This window comes from Alteromonas sp. 4NH20-0104 (assembly GCF_057547795.1).
On the sequence record NZ_BAAJLP010000049.1, the window covers coordinates 1 to 22,915 of the forward strand.

The window sequence follows — 22,915 nt, forward strand, 5'->3', positions numbered from 1 at the left end:
TTTTTCCTTTTATACAAGCGGATGCCCCTAGAAAGGCAGTCCCATAGGCTGACCGTTTAACAGGGCTTGAGCGTTTTCCATAGAAAAGGTGATTTCATAACCATCTTCAGTCTCGCTCAGGATACCTTGTTGCACAAACGCATTAATGGTTCCCTGGGTTTGTTGTTCTATTAAAGCTTTTTGCTCTTCATCACTCATGACTGCAAACTGAGGGTTGGCCGCCAGCTGGCTTTTCAGGATAAGTTCAGTGATGTATAACGCAGCACCTTCCTCAATGGTTAACTTGGCGTCTACCACGGCATGTTCAGCCCAGAATCTGACATCTTCCATGGTGTCTGGCAGTGCCTGAATGCCAACGACTTTGGTGTTTGCATAGCCATCAAACTTCGACTCGTTAATCACACCTTTAATCACCGGTAAATTGAGCTCTGGATCAACCTGTAACTGAGCCAGGCCGGCACCTTTTAAAAACCCCTGCATGACACTATCAGCCTCATCAGGCGTGTTCATAATGTCTTCCGTCATCTTCTGATAGGCTTTTAAAAAGCTGCCCTGCAGTTTGGACATCTCAAAATCAAACTGGATATCCTGCATCGTAACGGTGTTGTTAGCGAAGCTGGCCACTTTAGTCGAAACCAGTACATCACCCAGCCCGGAGGTTTTATCAACACTGGTCACAGAGTCCATAACGACATTGTCTAACTTGGTTTCTTCACTGGTGGTGGGATCCATAATGGTCATCGTACCGATGGTAAAAGAAGCCACGCCGTCATACAGAGAGTTATCCCAGGCTTGCATTAAGCCAGTCTCTAAATCGGTAACGAGAGACACGTTTTCAATAGCCGCGATTTTGGCATCCTGAATAAACATATCTATATTCATCGCCTCAACGGTTTCGGAATCTATCGTATCACTGGTTAAACGCGCATTGCCCTGCCAACCAGTGGTTGAGACCATTAGAGCCATTTCAGGATGAGTGTAGGTAAACGCAGGGACCACATCATGGTAGGAAACACTGCCGAACAAGCTCACTATCCCTGTCGCTGAGTAGATGTACTCTTCGCCCTCGGGCAGCGCGAAGCGGGCTTCAGGATCGTCAATGGCCATCTTCACCTGCCAGTCTATCCAGCCCAGGCCCAATCCTGACTGGGTTAACAACGGGCCATGCTGGGCCTCAATCGGAATGGTCAGGGAAAGCTTTGGCTGTTCAACGTCATCGGCCTGCGGGCCAAATGCGGCGCCATCCAGACTGATAACCAAAGATGCGGTGGTTGAAAACCAGCTCTGTTCGCGGCTTTCAATGCTGGCCTCATAAAAGGGCTGCTCACTGATTTTTGCTGCGAATTCGTCTAATTGCTGATTGAACGAATTGCCCGCAAAATGAGGGCCCACCAGGCCAGCGACGACCGCTAACAGTAACACTATAAGGGAAATTTTCTTCATTCTACTTCCTTGTTTCATCTACAACTAACATTAAGCAACAATGATAAAACTGTCTGACTGCGTTTATACAATGTTAATTTCTAAGACTGCTTGCACTATCAATCCATGTGCCTGCACTTTATCGTTTATTGCTATGAAGTCAAACCTTTAGGCCGCACTTCTGCGCAGATAAAAGTTTAATTTTGGTTAGCGATCTATGGTGTACACCACCGAGCCCAGTGGCGGTAAGGTAAGCTGTATGTTGCCGGTTTCGCCATTGACCATCATCTTGTTCGTTGTTTGAGGTAAATTCAGGTGTTCTGTCAGGGCTACCTCACCCTGTGGTAATTGCCACTTTATCAGCAAATCCTTTGGCACGGTGAGCTCAATAGTTACTGGTGTGGTGGCGTTAAAGTTAGCCGCAACAATCATGTGTTGGGTGTCTGTCCAGCGGGCAAACGCCAGCTGGGACGAGGAGTAATTACTGTCATTGGCCAGACTCACTGCATGCAGACTGTAATAATCGCCTCTCATGGCCGGATAGTCCGCCGAGATAGTAAGAACCCGGCGGTAAAAGTCTCGCAGTGCCCGTTCTTTTTCTGTTAATTGTCCGCCATCAAAAGCTCCGTTATTCATCCAGCGCTGGTGGGCGGGGACGCCCGCATAATCAAAGATGGTAGTGCGCGACGGTTTGCCAAAGCCCATATCTTCACTGCCGTCTTCGCCCACTTCCTGGCCAAAGTAGAGCATGGTTGGTGAGCGGCTGATTAGGGCTGATACCACCATGGCCGGTTTGCCCTTGTCTGCATCCCCGGCAAATTCTGGGGCAGCTATACGCTGCTCGTCATGATTTTCCAGAAAATGCAGCATATGGCGCTCGATATCCTGCATGTCTGCCTGAATGGATACCAGATCTGCAGTATCGCCATGGCCCTCCATTATGGCTTTCAACGAGTCATAAAACGCCACTTTGTCGTAAAGATAGTCCATTTTGCCCAGGTGAAGATAATCCCGGTAAAGGTCAGGCTGATAAACTTCGGCCAGTAAAAAAGCGTCCGGGTTGCGTACCTTTATCGACGAATTTAAATAAGACCAAAACGCTACCGGCACCATCTCGGCCATGTCGTAGCGAAAGCCATCTACGCCCTTATCGAGCCAGTAATGGGTGATATCACGAAACTTGCGCCAGGAATCAGGTACGTCTTTGTCCTGCCAGAAAGCGGCGTGGGCAGCAACGGATTGTTGTTCAAATCCTGCTGGCAGGGCCGGGAAGTCTTCGCTACCGTCGGGTTTGATACCGTAATTTACCTTAACGGTTTCATACCAGTCGTTGGCATCGGGCCGGGCTGCCCGTGCGCCATTGCCCGTCCACTTGGCCGGATTTTCCTCAAACTTACCATCAGCCAGCGGGTGGGGCTGGCCTCCAAGTGGTTGATAGCCGTTATCGGTGGCAGGCACCTGGAATGCCTCGCCCACTGCGTAATAGAAGTTATTGTCCCGGGCATAAGTCACCGCGGTATTATCGTGAGCGCCAAAGTCACTCACCCCGGCAGGACTCGATAAAGACTCGTAGTTGCGCGCCACGTGATTAGGCACAATATCGATGATCACTTTCATGCCCTGGGCATGAGTTCGCGCAATGAGCGCTTCAAATTCAGCCAGTCTGTTGGCCGGATCAACCGCCAGATCGGGGTTTACATTGTAATAGTCTTTTACCGCATAGGGTGAACCTGCGCGGCCTTTTACCACATCCGGATCGTCATGACTGATGCCATAGGCACTGTAATCATTAATCACTGCGTGGTGGGGAACACCGGTATACCAGATATGGGTGGTGCCCAGTTCCTTAATGCCTTGCAGTGCTTCATCGGTAAAATCGGCGAATTTGCCCACGCCGTTTTCTTCCAGCGTGCCCCAGGGTTTATTGGTGGTATTCTGGTTACCGAATAAACGGGTGAATACCTGGTATACCACGGGTTTGCCTGCTGCCGGGGCGGCTTGTTTTACAGAGGAGTCCTGGCTGACAGTCACGCTGGCCTCTTTAGTGGCTGGGGGTGTATTGCACCCTAACAGTAACGTAGTCAGTACGGTGATGGAAAGACCGTTTCTGGCTTTGGTCAGGTAACAGTAGGGCATGGGCAGGCTCTCTCAATTGGATTTCACCCAAGCATAGCCGTTGATTTACCGTAAAAACACATACATACGTATTCAACGGCGAAAGCCCGTCAGACGAGCTCCTGCCACGCGCAAGAGTATCTAGCCCGGCAATAATGCCGCGGCAGCCAGTAAGGTCATGCCAATCACCAGCCAGCGGTAGTGTTTTTCGTTGATCCGCTTCACCAGCCAAATGCCCAGGTAAACGCCAGCAATAATCAGCGGTAAGGCAATCAGGTTAAGGGTAAAGCTCGGCCAGGTGATGGTTTCCCATACATACACATGAAAGGGCACCTTAAAGAGATTGATCACCAGAAAGAACCAGGCCGCAGTGCCGATAAATTCGTTTTTAGGCAGGCGCATACTCAGTAAATAAACGGCCATTACCGATCCGGCCAAATTGCCTACCATAGTGGTAAAACCGCCCAGCACTCCGGCCAGTATGGCAAACCAGGTGTAGTCTGGTATCGCGCCTTTATTACGCTCAAGCCACAACATCAGCCCCACACTGGCAAATATAATTACTGCCATAATTTGCATAAACAGGGCATCGTTAATGTGGTCGCCCAGCCAGGTGCCAATCAATACCCCCACAAACGCCGACGGAAAGAGCTTCATCAGGAACTGCCAGTTAGCATGGCGGTGATAATGATGCACAGCAAAAATATCAGCCATGATCAGCATGGGCAGCATGACGCCAGAGGAGTGCTTACCGCCAAATAGCAAAGCCAGTAGCGGAACAGACAGTAAGGTCAGGCCGTGGATCCCGGCTTTGGCCAGACCCACCATAAAGCCAATAACCAGCACCAACGCTATGTCAAACCCAGTGAGCGATTCAAAAATCAATAGTAATTCATCCTAACTAAAACGAAGACTCGAACCCGTCAATGCGCTAGTGTAAAGGCGTATATTGAACCACAAAGCCTGCGGTATTAGAAAGCGCTAATATTGCTATCAGTTGGGTTGGGTTGTTGGCTCCTGGCTGTCGCAGAAAGCAGTAATGATGTGTTGAGCGGTGCTTAAAGAGTTAGCCAGTGCATTTACACAGTCTTTATCCAGTTTCCCCTGCCTGACCATTTTATGCAGTTCAGTCATAGAGTCTTCAACCGACCAGGGCTTTTTGTAGGGCCGTTTGTGTGTCAGGGCATCAAAGATATCGGCTACCGTCACCACCCTTGCCTCAATGGGTACCTGTTCGCCTTTGAGTTTAAACGGGTAGCCTGAGCCATCAAGGTACTCATGGTGAAAGGCGATAATATTGCGCATGATGCGCGCATCATTCAATTCAATCAGATTAAACTCAGCCAGAATCGAATCAATCATATCCACGCCTTTTTTTACATGGGTTTGCATGGTCTGGCGTTCGCTGTCGGTGAGTTTGCCTTGCTTTAATAAAATGGCGTCGGGAATGCCGATTTTGCCAATATCGTGCAGTGGCGAGAACAGATAAATATGCTCGATATCTTCGTCATTAAGGCCATGGTACCCGGGTAAATGGCGGGCAATTAGTTTACTCAGTTCAGCCATTCTGGTGAGGTGCATACCGGTTTCAAAATCCCTCAGATTAGCAATGCTACGAATCGCCGAAGCCGTGGCTACCAGTAAGTGCGCGGCGGAAAGTTCATTGGCAATAGCATCACAAATACCGGCGCAGCGCATAATGAGGTCGCGCTGAATACTGTCGGTAAAGCTGTCTTTTTCTGTGCTGTCGATAAAGACAAAACCCAGAAATTGCTCCTGTCGCACAATAGGGATCGTAAACGAACTTAAGTAGCCCTGCTCCAATAACCAGTCTGAGTGCACTGACCCGGCATGTATCTCGGTACTGATATCCTCAATCACGCGGCTATGACGGCGATTAGCCAGATCAAGTAACGAGGGGGTGTCTTGTAGTTTTACTTCGTAGCCCGCGATGGCATGTCCGGTGCGGGTACTGTTAATAAAGGTTTTCAGAATATCTGTGGATTCATCGTATATAGCGCAGGCGAGTCGGCAAATGTGCGGGAAGTCGGTCAACAGCGCTTCATGAAAACTCTGAAGTTTTCCGGTAAGCGACTTCGATGTCACAGAATGCAAAGGCTGAAATGACGTCACCAGGCGTTCCCTGTGTAATTACAATAAACCTAAACTATAAAATTAGACCACAAGAGCAGGTTGCTCAACTTTCACCATGCCTTCATAGATTTCGTGATGTTGTAACATATCTTTTTGTTTCGGTATTCTATCGTAATTGGTGTTTAAGCCATTGTTTTGAAATCGCAATGGTGTAATCGTATAAAAAATACTAATTTACTTTGCATTGGAGTTCTTTACATGTCTGCCCCCGATATTTCACGGCGTAAACTATTACAGCAATCCTTATTACTGTCTGGCTCCCTGGTGAGTGCGCAGGCGCTCGCTAATCAATGGCCGGCTTTTCCGTCGAGCAGTCTTACGGCTGCAGAGCTGGCCGGTGATGAAGCTTACTGGCGCTCGGTTAGTGCGTTTTATAAAAAGGCCGGGGGCATAGTTAACCTGGAGCATGGCTATTGGGGCAAGATGGCGTTGCCGGTGGAGCAGTCCTATATTGAGCTGACAAAAATGGTGAATCATCAGTTGTCGTTCTATGCGCGCAAAGACTGGTACGCCGATGCCAAGGCCTCAGTAGCAGCGATTGCGGATGCATTGGAAGTGTCGGCAGCAGAAATGGCCCTGACTCGCAATGCCACGGAAGCGATGCATAATCTCTTATTCCAGTATAAGGGCATAAAACCCGGCGACCGTCTGATGTGGGCTGATATCGACTATCCTGCCTTCCAACGAACCATGGCCGCACTGGCAGAACAACGCGGCGCCACAGGTGTGGAAATTACCTTGCCTGCGCAAGCCTCCAAACAGCAATTGTTGGAAGTGTACCAGGAGAGGATCCGCAGCACAGCTAACCTGAAACTAATGATCCTCACCCATGCTTCCAATCAACACGGGCTAATATTACCGGTGGCAGAAATCGCGGCTTTTGCCAAACTGCATGGTGTTGATGTGATCTGTGACTGCGCTCAGTCGTGGGGCCTAATCGACTTTACCCTGCCAGAGCTGAATGTTGACTGGGCCGTATTTAACCTGCACAAGTGGATTGGTTCGCCGGTTGGCGTTGGCGCCCTGTATATGCGTAAGGGCACACTGGAGAAAGTCGCGCCGTATCCGGGCGAGTCTGATCCAGACAACACCCTTGTGCATAAGCGCGTGCATATGGCTACGTCTAACTTTGCCGCCTTTCTCGCTGTGCCGGATGCTATCCGCTTTCACAATAAGGTTGGTCCGGCGGCGAAAATGGCGCGCTTAAAATACCTGCGGGAACGCTGGGTGAGCAAAGCCCGTAACATGCCTCATATCGAAGTACTTGGCGCTACCGACGATGCCAGTGCCAGCGGCATGGGCGCCTTTCGTCTGGCCGGGCAAACCCGCCGTGAGCAAATTAATCAATTGCAGAAACGTCTGGAAAACGAATTCGGGGTGTTTACGGTTGGCCGTCACGACCTATCCAGTGGCAGCTGTATCCGCGTTACGCCTCAGGTATTTACTACCTTACAGGAAATTGACGCGCTGGTTGATGCACTCGCCAGCCTTGCTTAAACCGGGCCTTCAAAATAACGTTATATCGTAGGCTTTTTTATCCTGTGTGACTGTTACAAATAGATGAATTTTAAAAGATTTTTGATTCATCTAACTGTCAGGGAATGGTCATGGAAATGTCATTGAGCGGGTCTAACCTGACGCGCCAAATATCCCTATAAAATCACACAGGAAACAAAACCATGAACCCAACCCGCTTTAAGCAGCGCTCGCTGCTGGCTTTGTCAGTACTGGCCGCGATGGCTGGTACGCCCGTTTTGGCCGAAGCAATGAATGCACCGGCGGCTCAGCCAGATGAAATTGAAGAAGTTACGGTTGTTGGCCGCAGCGTATCTTATGCCAACAACGCCACCGAAGAATCTATGCTTAAGCAACAAAGCAGTATGACCAGCGTGCTGGCGACCATTGATAACCTGCCAGGCGTGCTGATTAACGAGGGCGATACCTTTGGTTCCGATGATTGGTCTACCAGTATCTCAATTCGTGGTTTTTCCGTTGACCTCGACCAGCAACAAATCGGTATGACCGTTGACGGCATTGCCAATGGTAACTCTAACTACGGTGGTGGTGCCAAAGCCAACCGTTATATCGATACCGAAAACCTGCGTGCAGTAGAAGTGTCGCAGGGTACTGCAGATATTGCCTCACGTTCACACGAGGCGCTTGGTGGAACCATCAACTTCACCACCATTAATCCGGGTGTGGAAGAGCAGCTCACCGTAAGCTCTACCTTTGGTGAGTTTGACGCACAGAAATTATTCATGCGCTATGAAACCGGCGAAATAGCGGCCGATACCTATGCCTGGATCAGCATGTCGACTCAGGAAAACAGCGACTGGATGACCCACACCGCCGAAAATACCCGCGATCACATGGCCGCTAAGTTTGTTAGCTACCTGAGCAACATGGATATCACCGGTTATATTTCTTACGATGATACTCACGAAGATAACTACCAACGCATTTACAGCCTTGAGCAGTTTGCCCAAAGCCCGGCCTGGGATGAACTAACGGGTAACTGGACCGGCGTACCTTATATCGATCAGTCTTATCGCCGTGGCTGGTCAACCCTGCGCGAAAATCTGTTTGCGTACCTTGAAGCTAACATGACCTTTGGCGACGTGGATGTAAAAGCCAACGCTTACTGGCACAAAAATGAAGGCCGTGGTGACTGGGTACCGCCTTACATCGTCGACGTTAACGATGATGGCAGCGAAGGCCATTCGGAGCTGGTACACGGTAATACTTATGAAGGCGGCGCGGCATTAGGCCAGATCTTCTTTGTTGACGCAAACGGCAACTCGTTGTCACCAACGGCTGATTGCGAGAGCTCACTGACCTTCCCTTACGGCGGTGGCGGTGTTGTGTACGATCCGGCCTGTTATCCGGCGAATGCGATTCCGGTTGGCTCTTACCGTCACACCAACTACGACAAGCAGCGTACCGGTATAAATATCGATGCGGTATGGGTTGCGCAGATTGGCGATATGGAAAACACCCTGCGTGCCGGTTTGTGGTATGAAGATTACGAGCGTAAAGAAAACCGTAGCTGGCAGAAAATCATCGATTCACGCATTGGCTATCAGTTCGATGAAACGCCTTACTGGGTGCAATACAGCAGCGAATTCCCAGTTGAAACCTTAATGTACTACGTGGAAGATGAAATCGACCTGGGCGTGGCCACACTGCGCGTTGGGGCCAAGAAATTCAACGTTGATATTGAGAAAAAAGACTTGTTTGTACCGGCCAACAGTCTGTCGGTAGAGTCTGATTCTGATGTGCTGTTCTCCGCGGGTGTGGTAGCGCCGTTGATGGATGGCGTTGAAGTATTTGCTGGCTTTGCGCAGAACTATGCAGCTATTAAAGACGGCGTACTGGAAAGCAGTTCAGTGGATATTTCTTCGGTTGAACCGGAAACCGCTGACAACATCGACCTCGGTGTGCGTTATGTGGCGGCTGATATCAGCGCCAGCTTAACCTACTACAGTATCGACTTTGATAACCGCATTACCTATCAAAGTGCTGAAGAAGCGGGTGGTGTTGACTACTTAGGGGAGCTGGATGGTACTTACGTAAACGTCGGTGGTGTGCAGTCAGACGGTATTGAAGTGGCAATGGACTACACCATAACCGACAAGCTTGGTCTGTATTTCTCGTACACGCATAATAATTCAGAGTACAAAGACCCAGCAGCCTCTACCGGCTTTGTGGATGGTCAGCGCGTGGTTGGCTCAGCCGAAGACATGTTTGTGGTAAGCCTGGACTACACCGCCGATGTGTACAACATGGGTCTTTCCACCAAATATGTGGGCGAGCGCTCAGCGGGCTCGTTTGAGGTAGACTCCTATACCGTAGCCGACTTCTATCTTGGCGCGGTTGTTGACTCACCGGTTCAGGGGATCAGCAATATCGATGTTCGTTTAACCATCAACAATTTGTTTGATAGCAGCTATTTAGGCACGGTTGTTAACGGTGGCGCCTGGATTGGCGCGCCGCGTACCGCCGCGTTAAACTTAAAAGCAAGCTTTTAATCACCATTGCAGCCAGGGAAGTGTTACGCTTGCCCGAAAAAACGACCCAAAAACGCCGGTATCTTACCGGCGTTTTTTTATTGCCTGCGCAGAGATGGGTATTGGGTAATTGGTGTATAAGAATTGCACAATCTTAATCGTTTTAGCTGGTCTTACCAGACTCCTCGGGTTGCTAATGCGGTGCTTGAAAAATCGTCAAATTCTTAGACTAAAGTACTGTTTTTAAAACAATATTAACATAATTTAAAGATGCTGATATATGTAGAGTAAGAGGGTATTTATTTAAATCTATATCAACTTCTTCTTATGTAAATTATCACTGGTTTAGCGTTTTTTTATATCGTTTAATAGTACTTAATCTAACCCCACCTATTATTTCTTTCACCATGTTTAAAGGACTCTTTACCACTATCAGTGGCCGGCTCTATTCAAGTATAGCTGCGGTGCTGCTGGCAATACTGGCACTGGAAGCCTTCAGTTTATATAACGCCTATAACGACGCGGTAAACGCCCGTCAGCGTGAAGTGCAGAGCCTGGTGCAGTCAGCAGTCAGCCAATTGAATACTTATCATCATCTGGTGTTAAGTGGTGAGCTTAGCGAGAGTCAGGCGCAGGAGCGGGCGCTGGCACAGTTAAACCAGCAGCGGTATCAGGGCAGTGAGTATTTCTTTGTGCTGGACTCCCGCGTAAGAATGATTGGTCATGGCGACCGGGCTGATGTCATTGGTAAAGACTACAGCCGGGTACTCACTGAAGCCGGTGAGCCGGTGTTTGCGCAAATGGCAGCATTGGTTAACGCCAGTGGTGTATCAGCCGACTTTTTCGAATATAAGTGGAAGAAGGCTGGCAGTGATTCGGCCGCGCCAAAGGTGAGCTACGTTGCTACCTTTAAGCCCTGGGGCTGGGCGGTAGGCACCGGGGTATTTATCGACGATATTAATGCGCAAATATTCCACGATATTCTGGTGAACTCGGTGGCGTTACTGGTGATTGGTAGCCTGATGGTCTTTGCCGGTTTGCGGTTGACGGCATCTATACTGCGCCCGTTACGCCGGGTTAATCGCACTATGAAGCAGGTGGCTAATGCCGATTTGTCTGTTCGACTCAATTATCATTCGGCTGACGAACTGGGCGAGATGGCGGCGAACATCGACAAAACGCTGGAGGTATTTCAGTCGTTAATTACCCAACTCGTGGCGTCGGCAACGCAGATGGAGAGCAGTGCTGAGCAACTGGCCTCGGCGGCGGTGCAAACCAATCAGGGCGTGCAGGCTGAAATGCGCAGTACGCAACAGTTGTATCATGCGGTAGAAAGTCTGAGCGTGACCATTGATGCCATTAACGAGCGTGCTAATCAAACCGCGCAGGTCAGCGAGCTGGTGGAAAAAGGGGTTAAAAGCAGTTCGGCTGAGGTGGCAGATTCAGAAGCTACCATTAAAGGTATGTCAGAGGTGGTGGCGACGACTGCGGGTCAGTTGCGGGCACTGGAAGCCGACACCGTGGAAATTGCCAATGTGCTGGTGGAAATCGAAAGTATTTCAGAGCAAACCAACCTGCTGGCATTAAACGCTGCCATTGAGGCAGCCCGTGCCGGAGATTCTGGGCGCGGCTTTGCCGTAGTGGCCGATGAGGTTCGCCAACTGGCAATGCGTACCCGCAGTTCTACCGAAGAAGTGCGCGGCGTCATCGAACGGTTACGCAGCAGTGTGGCCCAGTCGGTATCGAGTATGGAACAAAGTGAGCAAAATGCCATCGACAGTATGCAGCTTACCAGCCACGCTAACGACAGCCTGGAGCAAATACTGGGTCATGTGGAAAGCGTTCGCGAACAAGCCCTCGATGGCGCTCAGGCTACCGAAGAACAGAGCGTTGTGGTGAAAGAAATTCAGCAGCATCTTGGCGATATTACTGTGGTTAGCGAGCAAACCAGCAGTGCTTCAGAGATGGTCGCCGCTAACAGCGAGCAACTCAGCCAGCTGGCCACCGATCTGCAGCGTCAGGTGAGCCGCTTTACACTCTAGCGCCAGCCTGCTTATTTAATCGAGAAGGGCGTAAAGTTGGTGTGTTCATCGTACACATCAACGCCCTCTGCACGTTTCAGCAGCGCAATAACTTTGTAGGTGACCGGCGTTAATAGCACTTCCCACAGCACTTTCAATGCATAGTTGGTCACCATTACCGTAAAGATTAATTCGGTACTCCAGATACCCCAGAAGGCAATAGGATAAAATACCGCAGAGTCTACTGCCTGACCCACAATGGTCGAACCAATGGTACGCTGATACAAGGCTTTTCCTTTGCTGAGTACCTTCATCTTTGCCATCACAAAGGCATTGGCAAACTCACCGAGCCAGATAGCCAGTACTGACGCCAGGACTATTCGCGGTGCCTGGCCGAAGTTCATGGCAAAACTGTCCTGACGAGTAAGGCCCCCACCGAGATCTTCATTCCAGCCCGGAGCAGGGGGCATTTCAGTAATAAACCAGGCCATAAAAGCGGCAAAGGCGGCCGCAAAGAAACCCGCCCAGATAGCGCGCCGGGCACGTTGATAGCCATACACCTCGGTCAGTACATCACCCAAAACATAAGACAGCGGGAAGAAAATCACGCCAGCGCCAAAAGTGAACCCGCCAATGTCAGCCACTTTACCGGCACCGATTATGTTGGAGCACACAATTAAAATGCAGGTAGCGGCCAGGATGAAATCAAAAAAACGAAAATGACGGGTGGAAGTATCGGTAACTTTATTTAAAGACGGTGTCATAAAAAGCTAAAGCGAATAATAAAAAGGAAAACCAGTGTGGCACAGTCTTCGTTGCCCGCGCAATATGCTAACCAGGCAATCAGCAAGGTGGCGCTGCCGTTTTCGCCATCACCGACCATTATTTATTCAGCTTGCCCAAGCAAAATGTACACGCACAAAAAGACCCGGGCCGTCACACAACCTCCATGATTATTCTATATAAAACAGACTCCGTTTGTTCATTTCGGTGGCGGGGTTATGGTGGCATGGTAATTGATTGCCTTTGGATCCGAGCATTCATTCAGGCGGTATCGGTGGGGCGCAATATTTAACAATACGCTGCCGGCCAGACACAAATAAACGTAACATCATGGTTTAAATTTGCATCTGACAAATAACAAACTAGCTTTAAGAAACAGACAGGAAAAAATTGGCATGCAAATACCAACAATCATCGACGTGGAAGCCAGCGGTTTTAGCTCTCACAGTTACCCCATTGAGGTAGGTGTGATAAGGGGCGATGGTGCGCGTTTCTGTCGATTGATTCGTCCTTACTCCCAATGGTCCCACTGGGATAAAAAAGCCGAGGCATTACATGGCCTGAGCCGCGACCACTTGCAAAAATGGGGCAATGATGGCCTCGAAGTCTGCCTGGCGCTTAATCAATTCCTCGCCAATGGTACCGCTTATACCGATGGCTGGGTGGTGGATCATCCCTGGCTAATTAAGCTGTATGCTGCGGCTGGCGTGGACATGACGTTCAGTGTCAGGGCGCTGGAATACGTGCTAAGCGAAGCGCAAATGGACCTGTGGATGCGCACTAAGAATCAGGTGGTTTCACACTTTAACGGTTGTCGTCACCGCGCCAGTACCGACGCCGAAATTATTCAGCAAACCTTTATACGAACCCTGCCACAGCAAGATTCCGATCATCTTGCCCGCGCCGTTATTAATGGCTAACCCCGGGCTTAATAGGCTATTCTGACGCTAAGCTAACGTAATAACCTTATCCAGACAGGGAAACACAATGAAGACGGTGGGTCTTATAGGTGGTATGAGCTGGGAGTCTTCACTGACTTACTACCAGCGAATTAATCGGCACATCAAGCAACGCAAAGGTGGCTTACACAGCGCACCATTAATTCTCTACAGTGTGGATTTTGCCCACATTGCCCGGTTGCAGCATCAGAATGACTGGCAGCAACTGGCGGCGTATTTGGCTTCTATCGGGCAAAGTCTGGAGACGGCGGGGGCGCAAGCCCTGGTGATTTGCACCAATACGATGCATAAAGTCGCGCCGCAGGTCGCAAATGTGGTGCGTATCCCTCTGTTGCATATCGGTGACGCGTTAATCACCGCAAGCCGGGTTCAGGGCTATCAACGGGTTGGTTTGCTTGGCACACAGTTTACGATGGAACAGCCATTTTTACGGGAGCATCTCACGGCGGGTGGATTAACCGTATTGGTACCCGAGCAGGAAGAGCGCGGTGAAGTACACCGGGTGATCTACGAAGAGTTGTGTCAGGGGATCATCCGCGAAGAATCGCTTTGCCGCTATCAGCAAATTATCGATAACCTCAAAGCGGCGGGAGCAGAAGCGGTTATTTTAGGCTGTACCGAAATTGGCCTGCTGGTTGGTGCCGAAAACAGCTCATTGCCTGTGCTCGATACGGCCCTATTGCATGCTGACAGCGTGGCTGATTTTATTCTGAGTGAGTCTATGTAGGTCGCCTGGTGAAAACCCGTGCGATTAAAAGTAGTAGTGCACGCCCATAACCAGAGAGTTGATATCAATTTGTCCGGCATCGCGGTATTCGTAACCTACCGCTACGCCAAAACCCCGTAATTCACCAAACTGCCAGCCCACGCTGGCGGCTCTGTCACTGTCGCTAACCATAGGCATGGCGCCGGCCTGCGGTGTTAGCGAATATTGGGTAGAACGAATGGTGGCATATATCCACTGGGCAGAGTTAACCGGCAGAGCCCGACGTGCCGACAAGCTGACGGCTTCCAGACCCACCATAGTAATCGGCACCGCCCGTGCGTCACTGCCAAAGCGAGCGGCATAAGAGCGGTTTATTTCAACACTGAAATTCCATTTGGGCAGGCGTTTGCTCTGATAGGCTATGAAGTACTGGGTATTTCCCACGGGCCGGGTGACCAGCGAAGAATCTGGCAGCATGGCGGATTGATTGGCCAGCAGCGGACAACTAAACATCGCAACCAAACCAAACAAAAACAAGCGGAAACGAGGCTTGTTCATTGTGAGGTCTTCCCGTGTGTTTGAGTGTATCTATGCGCAGTTACACCGCGCCGTTTTTATTACAGCCTGCCTGAATACTCAGCGGCACAATTTATTAATCTATTTATTATCTATTAATTATTATCTATTAATTAATCTGGTGCCTTACCGTGACCTGCAGCCCGGCTTTTTACGCTGCGGGCTTTTTCGGCAGCTTAGTATCAATATAGACCTAATCGGCAGCGATACCAAGTTCTCACCGTAACTTTTTTTCGTATCGTTTTTCGTCGATTTTGGTGGCAAAAATTATCCCGGTCAGCTAGCTTTAAAAGTCTCCATTGTGAAAAAAAACGGCCTGTAAAACCGGCCAATATTCATAAGGGTAAAACAAAAAACTCATATAAAACAAACTATTAAAAGCGCTATAAATGAACATTATTGCTTTCGGGATTCAATCAATACGGAACCACTGATAAGGCGGCGAGGGATGTTGCCCACTGAGGATCAAATAATGCGAGCAGACTGGGAAATCGAACGAAAATTTGTTGTTACTTACTTACCTGAAGAGCTACTTGAAACGCGCAAGCCGGTCATTGTAAGGCAAGGTTACGTGACTGCAGAGGGTGACCACCATGTGCGAATAAGAGATGAAGGCGGTAAATTTACCATGACGGTAAAACAGGGCTTTGGCTTAAAACGTCTCGACACTCAAATTTCCATTAGTGCAGAACAATTTAACGACTTATGGCCACTCACGCAGCACATGCGGGTTGAGAAAAAACGCTATCGCATTGGATTTTGCGGCCATCGGTTGTGTTTAGATGTGTTTTCCGGCCATTTAGCGCCGTTGATCCTGGTGGAGGTCGCCTTTGAAAATGAAATGCAAAGCCGCCAGTTTTTTCCGCCGGACTACGCAGAACTCGAAGTAACACACCGGCGTGAGTATCAGCATGTTAACCTGGCCAGAATGGGCCTGCCCGACGCGCTGGCTATGGCCAATGCCTATTAGCCCAAACAAAAACGCCAGACGAAGTCTGGCGTAATACAGGAAACTGCGGAGAATTAAACCGAAGCGCGCAGGGCTTCTGCCTTGTCGGTGGCTTCCCATGGGAAACTGTCGCGACCAAAGTGGCCATAAGCCGCCGTAGGTTGGTAAATGGGGCGTTCCAGATCGAGCATTTTGATGAGGCCATACGGGCGCAAGTCAAAGTGCTCTTTAACGATAGCAACCAGAGTAGCTTCGTCGTACTGGCTGGTGCCAAAGGTATCAATGCTAATCGACGTTGGCTCTGCTACACCAATGGCATAAGACACCTGTATTTCACAGCGCTTGGCCAGACCCGCAGCCACTATGTTCTTCGCTACATAACGTCCGGCGTAGGCCGCTGAGCGGTCTACTTTCGATGGATCTTTACCCGAGAAAGCGCCGCCGCCGTGACGCGCCATGCCGCCGTAGGTATCCACAATAATTTTACGGCCGGTCAGACCGCAGTCGCCCATGGGGCCGCCAATAACAAAGCGTCCGGTGGGGTTAATGTGGAATTTGGTGTTAGCCGAAATCCACTCAGCCGGTAGTACCGGTTTGATGACTTCTTCCATTACCGCTTCACGCACGGTCTCGGTAGATACCGAATCACAATGCTGGGTAGACAGTACCACCGCATCAATGCCGACGGGCACGTTGTCTTCGTAAATAAAGGTTACCTGACTTTTGGCATCCGGACGTAGCCATTCCAGCTTGCCTGATTTACGCATTTCAGCCTGACGCTGCACTAAACGGTGCGAGTAGGTGATGGGGGCAGGCATTAACACTTCGGTTTCATCGCTGGCATAGCCAAACATCAGGCCCTGGTCGCCAGCACCCTGTTCTTCCGGGCGTACACGGTCGACGCCCTGATTGATATCCGGTGATTGTTTGCCAATGGCGTTTAATACGGCGCAGGAATCGGCGTCAAAGCCCATATCAGAGTGGGTATAACCAATTTCGCGCACGGTCTGACGAGTCAGTTCTTCAATGTCTACCCAGGCAGAAGTAGTGATTTCACCACCCACCAGCACCATGCCGGTTTTTACATAGGTTTCGCAGGCGACTCGCGCCTTAGGATCCTGTTGCAGGATTGCATCAAGTACCGCATCGGATATTTGATCGGCAATCTTGTCCGGATGGCCTTCAGAGACTGACTCGGACGTAAATAAATGGGCTGCCATTACATGCTCCGTGTTTATTTCAATTTATAGTCGGGGCGTATTGTTCAACTGAACACCGGTGAAAACCGTAAAATCACCGTTCTGCCGCAGTTTTACGTCGGGCAGGGTCATTGTAGATCAATACACATGCGACTATTGTAGCAAGCCAATTTATAAATACCAGTCTTTACTTCTGGACGTCTAAAAGTCTATTTGTTACGTTTACTTGACAGTCAGGGTCTGGCTACCGGCTGGTACAGAGTAATGTCAGCGCTATTAAATGCTCCGACAAGACCGAAACACATTGAACTGCAATGGCCGGTGGGTAACAATATGCGACACTGAGTGAGAGTGTATTTCTGTTTGCAAAATTTGCGGTAAGCCAATGGCGGCAAACCTAAGCAAACACAAATACATTAGTACATCGCTGATGTGTCAATAATTACAGTAAATTGCCACCTCAACTGGCACTCAAATACAATTCAGGAGTCAACATGCCGTCTCGTCGAGAACTAGCTAATGCCGTTAGAGCATTAAGTATGGATGCTGTTCAGAAAGCTAAATCAGGTCACCCTGGTGCGCCAATGGGCATGGCAGACATTGCCCAGGTACTGTGGTGCGATCACCTCCAACATAACCCGGCCGATCCGGCGTGGGCTAACCGCGACCGCTTCGTACTGTCTAACGGTCACGGCTCTATGTTGCTGTATTCACTGTTGCACCTTACCGGCTACGAACTGCCTATCGACGAGCTTAAGCAATTCCGTCAGTTACATTCTAAAACCCCTGGTCACCCGGAATACGGTTATGCGCCAGGCGTTGAAACCACTACCGGTCCACTGGGGCAGGGGATTACCAATGCTGTGGGCATGGCGCTGGCTGAAAAAGTGCTGGCGGCGCAATTTAACCGCGACAATCTGGCGGTAGTCGATCACTACACCTACGCGTTCCTTGGCGATGGCTGCTTAATGGAAGGTATTTCTCATGAAGCCAGCTCTCTGGCCGGTACGCTGGGCCTGAACAAACTGATTGCGTTCTGGGACGACAACGGTATTTCTATCGACGGTGAAGTGGAAGGCTGGTTTACCGACGATACGCCAAAACGTTTCGAAGCTTACGGCTGGCATGTGATCACCGATATCGACGGTCACGATCCTGAAGCTATTAACAGTGCTATTGAAGCGGCTAAAGCCGAAACCGGCAAACCGACGCTCATTTGCTGTAAAACCGTTATTGGCTTCGGCTCGCCCAACAAGCAGGGTAAAGAAGACTGCCACGGTGCGCCATTAGGCGACGACGAAATTACCCTGACCCGTGAAGCACTGGGCTGGAGCCATGCTCCGTTTGAAGTGCCTGCTGATATCTACGCTGGCTGGGACGGCAAAAACAAAGGCGGCGAAGCCCAGCAAGCCTGGAACGAGTTGTTTGCGCAGTACGCTGAAGCCTATCCGGAACTGGCTGTTGAACTAAAACGCCGCTTAAGCGGTGACGTACCGGCAGACTTTGTGGCCAAAGCCGATGAATACATCGCTAACTTGCAAGCTAACCCGGATACGATTGCCAGCCGTAAAGCCTCACAAAATGCGCTTAATGCTTTTGGGCCGTTGCTGCCTGAATTACTCGGCGGCTCAGCCGATTTGGCCGGCTCTAACCTGACTATCTGGAACGGTTGTAAAGGCGTAGAAAAAGACGATGCCAGCGGTAACTATGTTTATTATGGTGTGCGTGAATTTGGCATGTCTGCCATGATGAATGGTATTGCCCTGCACGGCGGCTTTAAGGCCTACGGTGCGACCTTCCTGATGTTTATGGAATACGCTCGTAACGCTGTACGTATGGCGGCGTTAATGAAGCAGCCGGTCATCTTTGTGTATACCCACGATTCAATTGGTCTGGGCGAAGACGGCCCGACTCACCAGCCGGTAGAACAAGTCGTTGCCATGCGTGCTACGCCGAACCTTGACAACTGGCGCCCGTGCGACCAGGTGGAATCAGCGGTAGCCTGGAAAGAAGCTATTTTACGTACCGACGGTCCTACCTCATTGATCTTCAGTCGTCAGGGGCTGGCACAACAGCCGCGCACTGAGGCTCAGGTTGCTGATGTGGCCAAAGGCGGTTATGTACTGGTTGACTGTGACACCACCCCGGAATTGATTCTGATTGGTACCGGTTCAGAAGTTCAACTGGCAGTAGATGCGGCAGCCAAACTTACCGAACAGGGTAAAGCGGTACGCGTGGTGTCGATGCCATCCACCGATGTTTTCGATCGTCAGGATGCGGCTTACCGCGAGTCAGTATTGCCGTCTGCAGTTGTTAAACGCGTGGCGGTAGAAGCACTGTCAAAAGAGAGCTGGTATAAGTATGTTGGCTTTAACGGCGCCATTGTGGGCATGGACACCTTTGGTGAATCTGCACCAGCCGGTGAACTGTTCAAACACTTCAACATTACTGTTGACGCTGTAGTAGAAGCTGCGCTGGGGCTATAATTTGCCCCGGCTTTAGGGCTGCATAAAAATATGGTAAGACTCGCCATTAATGGCTTTGGCCGCATTGGCCGAAATGTACTGCGGGCACTCTATGAGAGTGGCCGCAATCAATTTATCCAGGTCGTCGCTATCAACGAAATCGCTGATCCTGACGGCATGGCACACCTACTCAAATACGATACCTCCCACGGCCGTTTTGCCTGCCATGTGGAGCGCAAAGGCGATCAGCTTACCGTAGCCGGTGACGTTATTCGCCTTTGTCACCAACCCGATATCGAAGGCCTGCCCTGGGCTGAGCTGGGGGTGGATATTGTGCTGGAATGTACCGGTCAGTACACCGATAAGGCCAGTGGCCTGGCACATATTCAGGCCGGGGCTAAAAAAGTGCTGTTTTCTCAGCCCGGCGCGCCGGATATGGATAACACCATTATCTTCGGCTGTAACGAAGACACCCTGCTACCAGAGCATAAAGTGGTGTCGAACGGCTCCTGTACCACTAACTGCATTGTGCCGGTAATTCAGGTACTCGATGAAGCGTTTGGTGTGGAGAGTGGCACCATTACCACTATCCATTCCTCCATGCACGATCAGCAGGTTATCGATGCCTACCACCCCGACCTGCGACGCACCCGTGCTGCCAGTCAGTCGATAATTCCGGTGGATACCCGTCTGGCCCGGGGCATCGAACGAATATTGCCAAAATTTGCCGGTAAGTTCGAAGCGATTGCCGTGCGGGTACCAACCATTAACGTCAGTGCCATGGATTTAAGCGTGACGCTGGCGGCTGAGGTAACCATCGATAAAGTGAACCAGGCGCTCAGTGCAGCCCGCACCGGCCGCTTGTCGGGCATACTGGATTACACCGAAGAACCGCTGGTGTCAGTAGATTTTAATCACGATCCCCATTCGTGTATTGTGGATGGTACACAAACACGGGTGAGTCACCGCCAGTTGGTCAAAACCCTGGTGTGGTGCGACAACGAGTGGGGGTTTGCCCACCGAATGCTGGATACCGCGTTGGCGATGTATCAAACAGGCAATGACTAATTTATTTTGAATTTAACCGGATAAGAAGGAAACCTTATGTCAATCCCAAGCATGTCAGACATTGAATTGTCAGGTAAGCGTGTACTGATCCGTCAGGATCTCAATGTACCGGTAAAAGACGGTAAAGTGACATCCGATGCACGGATTAAAGCGTCTTTACCGACCATCAAAGCCGCCCTGCAAGCCGGTGCTGCAGTGATGGTAATGTCGCACCTTGGCCGTCCTGTTGAAGGCGAGCCCGCTGACGAGTTTTCCTTACTGCCAGTTGTGAATTACCTCAATGACGTGCTGGATGTCGAGGTAAAACTGGTAAAAGACTACCTTGATGGCGTAGACATTGAGCCTGGTCAATGTGTGATCCTGGAAAATGTGCGATTTAATAAGGGTGAGAAGAAAGACGACGAGGCGTTGTCCAAGCAATATGCTGCCCTATGCGATGTATTTGTAATGGATGCTTTCGGCACGGCGCACCGGGCCCAGGCATCAACCCACGGTGTGGCAAAATTTGCACCGCAAGCGGTGGCTGGTCCGTTATTGGCTGGCGAACTGACCGCTTTGTCGAAAGCGCTGGATAACCCCGCTCGCCCCATGGTGGCCATTGTGGGTGGTTCTAAAGTGTCGACTAAACTCACCGTGCTTAAGTCTCTGGCCGACAAGGTGGACCAACTGATTGTTGGCGGCGGTATTGCCAATACCTTTATTGCGGCACAGGGTCACAATGTGGGTAAATCACTGGTTGAAATGGATTTGGTTGATGAAGCCAAACGCCTGATAGAGCAAGCGCAGGCCAATGGCGGTGATATCCCTGTACCTACCGATGTAGTCACCGGTAAAGCCTTTGCCGAAGACACGCCGGCAGAACTGAAGCCAGTTAGTGATGTTGTCGACGACGATATGATTTTTGATATCGGCCCGGACAGCTCTGCTGCCTTGGAAGATATTCTGAAAAATGCCGGCACCATCGTATGGAATGGCCCGGTTGGTGTGTTTGAATTTGATCAGTTCGCAAGTGGAACAAAAGCGCTGTCAGAAGCAATTGCCGCCAGTGATGCATTTTCAATTGCCGGCGGTGGTGATACGCTAGCAGCAGTAGATAAATATGAAATTGCAGACAAAGTATCGTACATCTCAACCGGTGGCGGTGCGTTCCTGGAATTTCTTGAGGGCAAAACTTTACCTGCAGTAGCGATATTAGAAGAAAAAAACCGCTAACAGAAAAGTAATGTCCCGGCGCCGGAATAGCAGTATTCCGGCGACACCTGCATAAGGATACGCAGGCTGAATAATCGTTTGTCAATTCGCTGTAAGCACTGCTAAAGCTTTGATATAACGAAATTCCCATGCCTAATAAATGATTTCTCTTAACCCTACAACCGTTTATAAAAAACGGATAAGAAAATAAGGAGTGTTGCACATGGCATCACAGGCTCAGCAAGCTATGCTGGATAAAATCATCACCCAAAAGGGCTTTATAGCCGCCCTTGATCAAAGCGGTGGTAGTACCCCAAAAGCCCTAAAACTTTACGGTATTGAAGAATCAGAGTACTCAAACGATGAGGAAATGTTCAACATGGTACATGCAATGCGTACCCGTATCGTAACCTGTAACGCCTTTTCAGGTGAGCGTGTCCTCGGCGCCATCCTGTTTGAAAACACTCTCGACCGTGAAATTGAAGGTTTAGCCTCTTCCCATTACCTGTGGCAAAAAAAACGCGTAGTGCCGTTTTTGAAAGTCGATAAAGGCCTGGAAGCCGAAGCCAATGGTGTGCAGCTCATGAAGCCGATGCCACAGCTCGACGAGCTGCTGGCCAAAGCCAATGCTAAAGATGTATTTGGTACCAAAATGCGTTCTGTTGTGAAGCTGGCAAATCACGAAGGGATTAAAGCCATTGTTGAGCAGCAGTTTGAAGTGGGTAAACAAATTCTGGCAGCCGGCCTGGTACCGATTATCGAACCGGAAGTCGACATTAACAGCCCTGAAAAAGCCGAAGCAGAAGCCTTGCTGAAGCTGGAAATTCTGACTCAGCTCAATCTGCTGGACGAAGAAAAAGTCATGTTAAAACTGACTATTCCCACCGAAGCGAATTTCTACAAAGAGCTGGTGGATCATCCCAAGGTAATCAAAGTGGTTGCTTTATCAGGTGGTTACTCACGTGACGATGCCAACGCCAAGCTGGCTGAGAACCAGGGCATGATTGCCAGTTTCTCACGGGCACTGACGGAAGGTGTGTCTGCACAGCAAAGCGATGAAGAGTTTGAAGCCACGCTGGATAAAGCTATTGAAGGCATTTATCAGGCGTCTCTGACTTAGTTGTCATTGCTGCTAAAAAATCTGTCATCCCGGCCTCTGCGCCGGGATTTTTCTTTTGGGCGTAATTCCTGAACTTTCACTATCTTTGTAATCCCGACCTTTTACTCCTTCGTCATCCCAGAATTTTCAACATCTTCGTCATCCCGGAATTTTCATCATCTTCGTCATCCCGGAATTTTC

17 protein-coding genes are annotated in these 22,915 nt (G+C 49.9%); 10 read left to right on the plus strand and 7 right to left on the minus strand.

Going from position 1 to position 22,915, the window contains the following annotated elements:
• Positions 1-27: 27 nt before the first annotated feature.
• From AC27IB_RS22565 to AC27IB_RS22580, 4 genes are all read right to left on the minus strand, one after another.
• Positions 28-1,443: a YdgA family protein gene (locus AC27IB_RS22565; protein ID WP_487123789.1), complete on the minus strand. Its 1,416-nt coding sequence runs from the start codon at positions 1,441-1,443 to the stop codon at positions 28-30.
• Between the two features lie 186 nt (positions 1,444-1,629).
• Positions 1,630-3,558 carry an alpha-amylase family glycosyl hydrolase gene (locus tag AC27IB_RS22570; RefSeq protein ID WP_487123791.1) on the minus strand — a complete coding sequence of 643 codons (1,929 nt, stop codon included), beginning with the start codon at positions 3,556-3,558 and terminating at the stop codon, positions 1,630-1,632.
• A gap of 120 nt (positions 3,559-3,678) precedes the next feature.
• Positions 3,679-4,422 (minus strand): sulfite exporter TauE/SafE family protein, encoded by a 744-nt coding sequence (locus AC27IB_RS22575; protein ID WP_296053004.1) that lies wholly within the window; start codon positions 4,420-4,422, stop codon positions 3,679-3,681.
• 108 nt (positions 4,423-4,530) lie between these two features.
• Positions 4,531-5,670, minus strand: coding sequence for an HD-GYP domain-containing protein (locus AC27IB_RS22580; protein ID WP_487123793.1), 1,140 nt, complete (start codon positions 5,668-5,670; stop codon positions 4,531-4,533).
• A 219-nt stretch (positions 5,671-5,889) separates the two neighbouring features.
• Between AC27IB_RS22580 and AC27IB_RS22585 the strand changes: the two genes are divergently transcribed.
• The 3 genes from AC27IB_RS22585 to AC27IB_RS22595 all read left to right on the plus strand — a co-directional run bounded on the left by AC27IB_RS22585 (position 5,890) and on the right by AC27IB_RS22595 (position 11,740).
• Positions 5,890-7,188, plus strand: a complete 1,299-nt coding sequence (locus AC27IB_RS22585) for an aminotransferase class V-fold PLP-dependent enzyme (RefSeq protein ID WP_487123795.1) — start codon at positions 5,890-5,892, stop codon at positions 7,186-7,188.
• Between the two features lie 182 nt (positions 7,189-7,370).
• Positions 7,371-9,719, plus strand: a complete 2,349-nt coding sequence (locus AC27IB_RS22590; RefSeq protein WP_487123797.1) for a TonB-dependent receptor — start codon at positions 7,371-7,373, stop codon at positions 9,717-9,719.
• 386 nt (positions 9,720-10,105) lie between these two features.
• Complete coding sequence (locus AC27IB_RS22595) at positions 10,106-11,740, plus strand: methyl-accepting chemotaxis protein (RefSeq protein WP_487123799.1); 1,635 nt, start codon at positions 10,106-10,108, stop codon at positions 11,738-11,740.
• Positions 11,741-11,751: 11 nt separating this feature from the next.
• On the opposite strand, the gene AC27IB_RS22600 is transcribed toward AC27IB_RS22595, so the two are convergent.
• Positions 11,752-12,483: a queuosine precursor transporter gene (locus tag AC27IB_RS22600; RefSeq protein ID WP_296052398.1), complete on the minus strand. Its 732-nt coding sequence runs from the start codon at positions 12,481-12,483 to the stop codon at positions 11,752-11,754.
• A gap of 414 nt (positions 12,484-12,897) precedes the next feature.
• Here AC27IB_RS22600 and AC27IB_RS22605 point away from each other — a divergent pair, with 414 nt between their 5' ends.
• Together AC27IB_RS22605 and AC27IB_RS22610 are read left to right on the plus strand one after the other, a co-directional pair.
• Complete coding sequence (locus AC27IB_RS22605; protein WP_487123801.1) at positions 12,898-13,422, plus strand: hypothetical protein; 525 nt, start codon at positions 12,898-12,900, stop codon at positions 13,420-13,422.
• A 67-nt stretch (positions 13,423-13,489) separates the two neighbouring features.
• The gene (locus AC27IB_RS22610; RefSeq protein WP_487123803.1) at positions 13,490-14,188 is read left to right on the plus strand and encodes an aspartate/glutamate racemase family protein; all 699 of its coding nucleotides are present in this window, start codon (positions 13,490-13,492) and stop codon (positions 14,186-14,188) included.
• Positions 14,189-14,212: 24 nt separating this feature from the next.
• On the opposite strand, the gene AC27IB_RS22615 is transcribed toward AC27IB_RS22610, so the two are convergent.
• Positions 14,213-14,725 (minus strand): hypothetical protein, encoded by a 513-nt coding sequence (locus tag AC27IB_RS22615; protein ID WP_487123806.1) that lies wholly within the window; start codon positions 14,723-14,725, stop codon positions 14,213-14,215.
• A 490-nt stretch (positions 14,726-15,215) separates the two neighbouring features.
• Between AC27IB_RS22615 and AC27IB_RS22620 the strand changes: the two genes are divergently transcribed.
• A complete protein-coding gene (locus tag AC27IB_RS22620; RefSeq protein ID WP_296052407.1) occupies positions 15,216-15,713 on the plus strand; it encodes a CYTH domain-containing protein in 498 nt (165 codons plus the stop codon).
• A 53-nt stretch (positions 15,714-15,766) separates the two neighbouring features.
• On the opposite strand, the gene metK is transcribed toward AC27IB_RS22620, so the two are convergent.
• On the minus strand, positions 15,767-16,912 hold the full coding sequence (gene metK, locus AC27IB_RS22625; protein ID WP_296052410.1) for a methionine adenosyltransferase: 1,146 nt from the start codon (positions 16,910-16,912) through the stop codon (positions 15,767-15,769).
• A 473-nt stretch (positions 16,913-17,385) separates the two neighbouring features.
• Here metK and tkt point away from each other — a divergent pair, with 473 nt between their 5' ends.
• The 4 genes from tkt to AC27IB_RS22645 all read left to right on the plus strand — a co-directional run bounded on the left by tkt (position 17,386) and on the right by AC27IB_RS22645 (position 22,735).
• Positions 17,386-19,377 carry a transketolase gene (tkt, locus tag AC27IB_RS22630; RefSeq protein WP_487123808.1) on the plus strand — a complete coding sequence of 664 codons (1,992 nt, stop codon included), beginning with the start codon at positions 17,386-17,388 and terminating at the stop codon, positions 19,375-19,377.
• 30 nt (positions 19,378-19,407) lie between these two features.
• The gene (epd, locus tag AC27IB_RS22635; protein WP_487123810.1) at positions 19,408-20,424 is read left to right on the plus strand and encodes an erythrose-4-phosphate dehydrogenase; all 1,017 of its coding nucleotides are present in this window, start codon (positions 19,408-19,410) and stop codon (positions 20,422-20,424) included.
• Positions 20,425-20,460: 36 nt separating this feature from the next.
• Positions 20,461-21,636, plus strand: coding sequence for a phosphoglycerate kinase (locus AC27IB_RS22640; RefSeq protein WP_487123812.1), 1,176 nt, complete (start codon positions 20,461-20,463; stop codon positions 21,634-21,636).
• A gap of 202 nt (positions 21,637-21,838) precedes the next feature.
• The gene (locus tag AC27IB_RS22645; protein WP_296052420.1) at positions 21,839-22,735 is read left to right on the plus strand and encodes a fructose bisphosphate aldolase; all 897 of its coding nucleotides are present in this window, start codon (positions 21,839-21,841) and stop codon (positions 22,733-22,735) included.
• Positions 22,736-22,915: the final 180 nt, after the last annotated feature.

Excerpts from the sequence above, each read along its gene's own strand:
- AC27IB_RS22565 (WP_487123789.1), bottom strand. The coding sequence starts at position 1,443 with ATGAAGAAAATTTCCCTTATAGTGTTACTGTTAGCGGTCGTCGCTGGC.
- AC27IB_RS22570 (WP_487123791.1), bottom strand. The coding sequence starts at position 3,558 with ATGCCCTACTGTTACCTGACCAAAGCCAGAAACGGTCTTTCCATCACC.
- AC27IB_RS22585 (WP_487123795.1), top strand. The coding sequence starts at position 5,890 with ATGTCTGCCCCCGATATTTCACGGCGTAAACTATTACAGCAATCCTTA.
- AC27IB_RS22590 (WP_487123797.1), top strand. The coding sequence starts at position 7,371 with ATGAACCCAACCCGCTTTAAGCAGCGCTCGCTGCTGGCTTTGTCAGTA.
- AC27IB_RS22595 (WP_487123799.1), top strand. The coding sequence starts at position 10,106 with ATGTTTAAAGGACTCTTTACCACTATCAGTGGCCGGCTCTATTCAAGT.
- AC27IB_RS22600 (WP_296052398.1), bottom strand. The coding sequence starts at position 12,483 with ATGACACCGTCTTTAAATAAAGTTACCGATACTTCCACCCGTCATTTT.
- AC27IB_RS22605 (WP_487123801.1), top strand. The coding sequence starts at position 12,898 with ATGCAAATACCAACAATCATCGACGTGGAAGCCAGCGGTTTTAGCTCT.
- AC27IB_RS22610 (WP_487123803.1), top strand. The coding sequence starts at position 13,490 with ATGAAGACGGTGGGTCTTATAGGTGGTATGAGCTGGGAGTCTTCACTG.
- AC27IB_RS22615 (WP_487123806.1), bottom strand. The coding sequence starts at position 14,725 with ATGAACAAGCCTCGTTTCCGCTTGTTTTTGTTTGGTTTGGTTGCGATG.
- AC27IB_RS22620 (WP_296052407.1), top strand. The coding sequence starts at position 15,216 with ATGCGAGCAGACTGGGAAATCGAACGAAAATTTGTTGTTACTTACTTA.
- metK (WP_296052410.1), bottom strand. The coding sequence starts at position 16,912 with ATGGCAGCCCATTTATTTACGTCCGAGTCAGTCTCTGAAGGCCATCCG.
- tkt (WP_487123808.1), top strand. The coding sequence starts at position 17,386 with ATGCCGTCTCGTCGAGAACTAGCTAATGCCGTTAGAGCATTAAGTATG.
- epd (WP_487123810.1), top strand. The coding sequence starts at position 19,408 with ATGGTAAGACTCGCCATTAATGGCTTTGGCCGCATTGGCCGAAATGTA.
- AC27IB_RS22640 (WP_487123812.1), top strand. The coding sequence starts at position 20,461 with ATGTCAATCCCAAGCATGTCAGACATTGAATTGTCAGGTAAGCGTGTA.
- AC27IB_RS22645 (WP_296052420.1), top strand. The coding sequence starts at position 21,839 with ATGGCATCACAGGCTCAGCAAGCTATGCTGGATAAAATCATCACCCAA.